This is a genomic window from Aneurinibacillus sp. UBA3580 (genome assembly GCF_002375825.1).
GTDB lineage: Bacteria > Bacillota > Bacilli > Aneurinibacillales > Aneurinibacillaceae > Aneurinibacillus > Aneurinibacillus danicus.
The window spans coordinates 26,423-33,859 of sequence record NZ_DFMZ01000085.1 but is presented as its reverse complement, the minus strand read 5'-3'; the positions used below and the strand labels follow the sequence as shown (position 1 = coordinate 33,859).

Here is a 7,437-nt window from a genome sequence, read left to right as displayed (position 1 = left end):
CGCCCGCGAGTTTTTCTCATTTACGGGTAGTCCGGCGGGTTTATTGTATAATAATGTATAAAACGTCCGGACAATGTTCAACTTTTCAGTGGAGGAATAGGGACATGGTAAAGTTATTGATTGCCGACAGGGACCATAATGAACGGACCGGGATTGGCTGGCTCGTGAATTCATACGCCATTCCGTTTGATCGTGTAGTGATGGCCGGCACCATTCCTGAAGTATTTCAGATCATAGAGTCAGAGATGCCGGATGTCATTTGCATTGAGCTCGACATGATTCCGAGGGAAGTGTGGGACAGCTTCAAGGAGCGAATCAAACAATATAAACAAACCATCATTGTCATGACGGCAGAAGCCACATTTGAGAGAGCGATGCAGGGGATTGAGCTTCACGCTCACGACTTGTGGATTAAGCCTCATTCACCGGACAGTATCCGACGTGTATTGGCACGATGCTGCAAGGCTGCTTCCAGCGCCCAACAGGATACAGAGATTGAAGAGGGAGCGATCCCGCCTGCTCTTTCCTACCATTCCCTGTTTCTTCCCCAGAAGCAGGCAGCCGATGATTGCTGGCTGCTTCTGCTGCAGCTTGAGAAGACGGAGCAGCAACCCAGGCTGCTTAGCTTTTTACAGGACTATCCGTTTCACCATGCGCCGGTTTTGCTGCCGCTAAGCGACATGATTGTCTCTATTTTTACCCGTGAGCCGCGGCACTCGCTTTTCACGATGAAAAAAATAGGCAATCGGCTTCTTCAGGAATGGGAAGAGAAATTTGCGGAGCCTCTCTCCCTTGTCTTGTATGATACGAAAGACAAGTCTCTTGCGCTTCAGCAGAAGTACCAGTATGCCAGACAAGCGCTTGAGATTCGTTTTTTTAAAGGATACCGGCAGGTTTCTATCATTGAGGATAAAGTGGACTGGCAGATTATCGACCCGTTCTTGACGCCTGCGGAACAAAGGGAATGGATTGGCATGCTGGGCGATGGGGATAGGGAGCGGCTTAAGCTATGGATGTATAAAGAGTTTCTGAATAAAGAAGAGCCATACCCCGAACCGGGGCTGCTGCGGACGCGTTTGACGAGCATTCTTGCCCAGGTTCGCCGCTTTATGAAATCATATTGTTTGGATCAGGGCAGACTTGAAGAGCGCTATCACCGGGTATTTGAAACAATTCTATATAATCCGATTTTGTATCGGATCGTACAGGAGTTTCTGCTGTTTTTATACGAAATGCTGGACATGGCAAAGGAATACCGGGAAGATGCGCGAATCGATATCATCGAACAAGCGCTTCGCTACATAGAAGAAAATTACACAAATCCGAATCTTCGTCTTGAAGATGTCGCCGACTATGTCGCCCGGAGTCCGGCGTATTTCAGCTCGCTTTTCATGAAAAGGCAAGGGCATTCTTTTCGTCAGCTTGTAACGACCATCCGGATCAAAGAGGCGCAGCGGCTGTTGCTGGATACGAAGCTGTCGGTTCAGGAGGTTGCTGAAAGAGCGGGATTTATCAACGCCAACTATTTCAGCAAGATTTTCAAAGAAAAAACGGGACTTACCCCCCGCATGTTTAGAAATCGTAAAAAAATGTAGAAATCTAAAATAATAACAGTTTTGGACATAAAGCGCTGATAAAGCGCTTTCTTTTTTCGAAAATAATTGAAAAAACTCGAAAAGTTCGCCTCTATTTTTACCGTCTGCGCTTCTCTACACTTTAAGTAGATGAAAGTAAACGTTAAAAGCGAGCGGGTGAAAAGATGATGAACAATCAAACAGAAAGAAAGATTGAGCATTATACAGGTTCGACACTTCATACAAAGGGATGGATTCAGGAAGCGGCGCTGAGGATGCTGTTGAATAACCTGCATGAGGACGTGGCGGAACATCCGCAGAACCTGGTGGTATACGGAGGTATCGGAAAAGCCGCCCGGAACTGGGAGTGTTTCGACGCCATCGTGGAAACGCTGAAGGGCTTGGAGAATGATGAAACGCTGCTCATTCAATCCGGAAAGCCGGTCGCCGTATTTAAATCCCATACGGACGCGCCGCGCGTATTGATCGCCAATTCTAACCTGGTACCTGCCTGGGCGAATTGGGCTCATTTCCATGAGCTTGATAAGAAGGGGTTAATGATGTACGGGCAGATGACGGCGGGCAGCTGGATTTATATCGGCAGTCAGGGCATTGTTCAGGGAACGTACGAGACGTTTGCCGAATGTGCACGCCAGCATTTCAACGGTACATTGGCCGGCACCATCACCGTAACGGCGGGCCTTGGCGGCATGGGAGGCGCGCAGCCGCTTGCCGTTTCCTTAAATGGCGGCGTTAGCATTAATATCGAAGTGGATCCGACGCGCATTCAGCGCCGAATTAATACGAGATATTTGGATGTAATGACAGACAACCTGGATGAAGCCATTGCGATGGCACTTGAAGCGAAGCGGGAGAAGAAAGGCATCTCGATCGGACTTTTAGGCCATGCGTCCGATGTGCTAAAACGAATGCTTGCGAGAGGGTTTATTCCGGATATATTAACGGACCAGACGTCTGCGCATGACCCGCTTAACGGCTACATTCCAACGGGCATGGGTCTGGAAGAAGCGGCGGCACTTCGAAACGAGAATCCGAAAATGTACGAAGCGCAATCCAAAGAAAGCATCGCCGAACATGTACGCGCCATGCTGAAGATGCAGGAGCAGGGTGCCGTTACGTTTGACTATGGCAATAACATTCGCCAGGTCGCGAAAGACGAGGGAGTAGAGAACGCCTTCGATTTCCCGGGTTTTGTACCAGCGTACATTCGTCCGCAGTTCTGTGAAGGAAAAGGACCGTTCCGCTGGGTAGCGCTCTCGGGCGATCCGGAGGATATCTATAAAACAGACGAAGTGATTTTACGCGAGTTCAACTACAATACACACCTCTGCAACTGGATTAAAATGGCGCAGGAACGCATTCAATTTCAGGGACTTCCGGCGCGTATTTGCTGGCTGGGGTATGGGGAACGTGCGAAGTTTGGCAGGATTATCAACGATATGGTGGCACGTGGTGAGCTGAAAGCACCGATTGTCATCGGGCGTGATCATCTCGACTCCGGTTCGGTCGCTTCGCCAAACCGGGAAACGGAAGCGATGAGAGACGGGAGCGACGCGGTATCCGACTGGCCGATTCTCAATGCGCTTATTAACAGCATAGGCGGAGCAAGCTGGGTGTCCGTTCACCATGGCGGCGGAGTTGGTATGGGCTATTCCCTGCACGCAGGAATGGTCATCGTGGCAGACGGAACAAAAGAAGCGGAAAAACGACTTGAGCGCGTGCTTACTACGGATCCGGGCATGGGGGTTGTCCGCCACGCGGATGCCGGCTATGACCTTGCAATTCGGACGGCAAAAGAAAAAGGCATCCACATACCGATGCTGAAGTAGGAGGCTGATTATGAGCAAGAAACCGACATTTATTCGGAATGCCAGTCAGTTGGTAACGCTTGCCGGCAGCTCGAACGCCCCTCTTACCGGGGAAAAGATGAATCAACTGCACATTATTGAAAATGGCAGCGTTTGGCTTGAAGACGGTCTCATCCAATACGTGGGAAAAGATGAAGAGGCCGCCGAAAGGTATAAGGAACGGCTTGCGGATGCGGAAATTATTGACGCGGCAGGCAAACTGGTTACACCGGGGCTTGTCGACCCGCATACACACCTGGTGTATGCGGGCAGCCGTGAAAATGAATTCAACATGCGCCTGCAGGGTGCGACCTATATGGAGATTATGAACAGCGGCGGAGGCATTCACGCCACCACGTCTGCAACAAGGGAGGCGAGTCACGAAGCTCTCTTCGAGGAAAGTCGGAAGCGCCTCGACCAATTCCTGCTTCACGGCGTCACGACAGCAGAAGCGAAAAGCGGATACGGCCTTACGATTGAGAACGAAATCAAGCAGCTCGAAGTTGCGGGACAGCTGCATGAACAGCATCCAGTCGATATTGTCCGAACGTTCATGGGAGCGCATGCCGTGCCTTCCGAATATAAGAGCAATCCGGATGCCTTTGTCGGTATGATCATTCAGGAGATGATTCCAGAAGTCGCCCGCCGGAACCTGGCTGAATTTAACGATGTATTCTGCGAACGGGGCGTGTTTACGCCGGAACAGGCCAAGCGAATCTTAGAAGCCGGACTGAAGCACGGCCTGTTGCCCAAAATCCATGCGGATGAAATTGAACCGTATGAAGGAGCGGAATTGGCAGCCGCCATCGGAGCTGTGTCGGCTGATCATCTGCTGCGGGCTTCGGATAAAGGGATTGAAATGATGGCAGAAGCGGGTGTGATTGCGGTTCTTCTTCCGGGTACAGCCTTCTTCCTGATGGCGGAATTCGCAAACGGCCGCAAGATGATTGATGCGGGCGTTCCCGTGGCACTATCTACGGACTGCAACCCAGGCTCGTCACCGACTGTTTCTATGCCGCTTATTATGAATCTTGGCTGTCTGAAAATGGGCATGACGCCGGCGGAAGTGCTGACGGCGGCCACCATTAACGCGGCGCATGCAATCAAACGCGGCAAAGAAATTGGCAGCCTGGAAAAAGGGAAAAAGGCCGATATCGTTATTTTTGATGTGCCGAATTATATGCAGCTTCAATACCGCTACGGTGTAAATCATGCACACACGGTGATTAAAGACGGCGTAGTCGTCGTCGATGGAGGGAGATTGGTTTGCAGCACGGCTACCCGTATCCTCAGCTAAAACCGCCGGCATTTTCCTGGGACCGGAGCACAGGGAGCGAAGAGCCAAAGGTCCATGAATGGATCGAGACCCTTCGTCCGGATGAGGCGGGAGAGACGGACTGGGATCATTATGATGCGGTGATTCTCGGAGTGCCCCTGTCCCGTTCCTCCATCTCCGCTTCCGCGGCCAGCGAGAATCCGGATGCTCTGCGGCGGACGTGGAAATATTTTACGACGTATAATCTGGATTATGATGAAGATCTGTCTGAATTGCGTGTGGTCGATCTTGGGGATGTGCGTCAGCATGTAACGGATATTGAAGCCTGCCATTCCCATATCCGGCAGGCAATGGCCAGCATGCAGACCCATCATCCACAGGTGCTGCCTATCGTGATGGGAGGTGATCATTCGATTACTGCCATGCTGGTAAAAGGCTGGAAGGATGTACACCGTGATGAGCGGATCGGCATCCTGCAGTTGGATACCCATTTTGATTTGCGGGATTTGGCGGATAACGGGCCAAGCAACGGAACGCCGATCCGCAACCTGATTGAAAGCGGTGTGATTAGAGGGGAAGATGTCCATAATATTGGGCCGCACGGATTTTTTAACGCTCGTTCGCTGAAGGCATACGCCGATAAGGTAAAGTTGAATTATACTACCTTAAAGCAGGCGCGCAAAAGAGGGGTGGAAGCGACGGTACGGGAAGCTTTGGAACAACTGAGTACCAAGGTTGACACCATCTATTTAACGGTGGATATGGATGTGCTCGATATCAGCTACGGCCCCGGGGTTCCCGCTTCCACACCGGGGGGCATGCGAAGCGATGAGCTGTTCGATGCTGTATATGCGGCGGGAGCGCATCCGAAAGTCAAGGCTATGGACATCGTTTGCTTAGATCCGTATAAAGACAGAGGGGAAGCAACCGTCAAAACCGCAGTACACACGATGCTCTCGTTCTTAACGGGCTTTAAACAGCGAAAGAATACTTTTACTTCGCGGTGAATCTTAATAGACGAAGCGCTTTTCAGGCTTGGCTGCTTGACGAAAAGGGGACAAATCATTTATGATTATACTAATCAACGATATCTCTCAAAGGGGAGTAGCTAGTACAGCAAAGTCGTCATTCCGGGATGAGTGTCCCCGGCTTTGTTGGCAACGTGGCGTTGTTAGCGAGACCTTTGCCTGCGGGTAAAGGCTGATATATGCGCATGACCTTTACCTGTGTGGGTAAAGGTCATTTTTATTTTCAGGAGGGATTTTTGTGAGGAAGTTCTTAAGAAGAATTCGTTTTATCTTTAATATCAAGCGCTTTTTGCCTTTCCTCTTTGCGTTTTTCAGATCAAGAGAAGTCTCAACCCGCAGGAAACTGTTATCCTGCCTGCTGCTTGTCGGCTACATTGTTTTTCCTTTTGATGTGATTCCCGATTTCTTATCCTTCTTTGGTATTTTAGATGACCTTACAATCTTAACATTGGTTTTACAGCAGATTGTGAAGATGTCGCCGCAGCACCTCAAAGATAAATACGGCGTTTTGGAGTAGTACATGCATAAAGCCCGCTGTCCGAGAGGATGGTGGGTTTAGATCCGTTGTGAATGGGAAGCTTTGATTCCTGCCAAACGACCGGAAAACGGACCGGAAAACTTCTTCCATTCATAAGCAGAAATAAAATACGTTCTGAAGCTGTCGAGAAGGTTTCGGCGGCTTTTTTGATGCGCATTTTTTAACTGAGAATGAAAGAAGTCGCACCTATATCCGGTTATGAATACATTGTTTGTAACGGAAAAGGATGTGTCTGGGTCAAATAGAAAAAAAGGAGAGCGAATTGTGATTCAAATTGCAGATGCGCTGCTTGATAGCAGCATGGTTGAACTGGAAGCATCATTTAGCGGGCTTAAGCGGAGTATTCTCGAGCATATGGCGGCAAGTCCGATTCCATATCGGTATCCGTCTTTATCCGTAGTACGGTTTGAAATGAAACTGCGCAGTCATATTGTGGAGGCCGCCAAAAAATTGAATGAAAGCGGGGCAGACTTTGCCACATTTGAAGAATCCAGATGCAATCCGCGCTACTGGATACTTACAGAGAAAGGAGGGTTTCGTCTGAGGGAAAACGCCGAGCCGGCCGAGGCGATGGAGGATATTTTTAAAAACGGAAGAAGCTACGGTTTTGAGTGCGCAACCGCGATCGTGATTGTCTATTATAAAGCCATCATCGACTCCATTGGCAGGCAGAAGTTCAATCGGTTGTTTTCTTCCATTCTTCTTTATGACGGCGTGTATGATGAGGATTTGGGATTAAAGTGGTATAAAACAGAAGAATATCTTCCAGGAGATGTCTTATATTTCAAAAACCCCGATCACAATCCCGAAACGCCTGAATGGCAGGGAGAAAACGTCGTATTGCTGGAAGACAACCGATACTTTGCACACGGAATCGGCATCAAAACAGGAGAACAGATTATTGCTGCATTGAACAAGAAGCGTAAACCCGGAGCAACGGTATCGGCGTATCTTCAGGAAGGAGCGGCTCGTCCCGACTTTGCGTATCTGGCTCAATACGATGATCAAGAAGGGGCAGTGTCAATCAGAAATCACAGGGCATCCGGGAATCGGTTCATTATTGCCCGGATTGGTTCTGCAACGTATATTAAAGCATAGGATGGAGCGTCCATCTATCTTAAGCGAGGCAAGTAGAACACAAAGATTTGTGGTT

The 7,437-nt window shown here is 49.5% G+C and carries 6 protein-coding genes; all 6 read left to right on the top strand.

From position 1 onward, the window contains the following. Nucleotides 1-104: 104 nt before the first annotated feature. The 6 genes from B2899_RS12730 to B2899_RS12705 all read left to right on the top strand — a co-directional run bounded on the left by B2899_RS12730 (nucleotide 105) and on the right by B2899_RS12705 (nucleotide 7,382). On the top strand, nucleotides 105-1,595 hold the full coding sequence (locus B2899_RS12730) for a helix-turn-helix domain-containing protein (RefSeq protein ID WP_286886284.1): 1,491 nt from the start codon (nucleotides 105-107) through the stop codon (nucleotides 1,593-1,595). A gap of 167 nt (nucleotides 1,596-1,762) precedes the next feature. Further along, nucleotides 1,763-3,424: a urocanate hydratase gene (hutU, locus tag B2899_RS12725; protein WP_414631777.1), complete on the top strand. Its 1,662-nt coding sequence runs from the start codon at nucleotides 1,763-1,765 to the stop codon at nucleotides 3,422-3,424. Between the two features lie 10 nt (nucleotides 3,425-3,434). Beyond that, nucleotides 3,435-4,739, top strand: a complete 1,305-nt coding sequence (hutI, locus tag B2899_RS12720) for an imidazolonepropionase (RefSeq protein WP_286886280.1) — start codon at nucleotides 3,435-3,437, stop codon at nucleotides 4,737-4,739. Further along, nucleotides 4,709-5,725 (top strand): agmatinase family protein, encoded by a 1,017-nt coding sequence (locus B2899_RS12715; RefSeq protein ID WP_146810160.1) that lies wholly within the window; start codon nucleotides 4,709-4,711, stop codon nucleotides 5,723-5,725. The genes hutI and B2899_RS12715 overlap by 31 nt, the downstream gene beginning before the upstream one ends. 259 nt (nucleotides 5,726-5,984) lie before the next feature. After that, entirely contained in the window at nucleotides 5,985-6,263 is a 279-nt protein-coding gene (locus tag B2899_RS12710; RefSeq protein WP_146810161.1) for a YkvA family protein, read from the top strand. Between the two features lie 285 nt (nucleotides 6,264-6,548). After that, nucleotides 6,549-7,382: a protein-glutamine gamma-glutamyltransferase gene (locus tag B2899_RS12705; protein ID WP_286886279.1), complete on the top strand. Its 834-nt coding sequence runs from the start codon at nucleotides 6,549-6,551 to the stop codon at nucleotides 7,380-7,382. Nucleotides 7,383-7,437 lie beyond the last annotated feature (55 nt).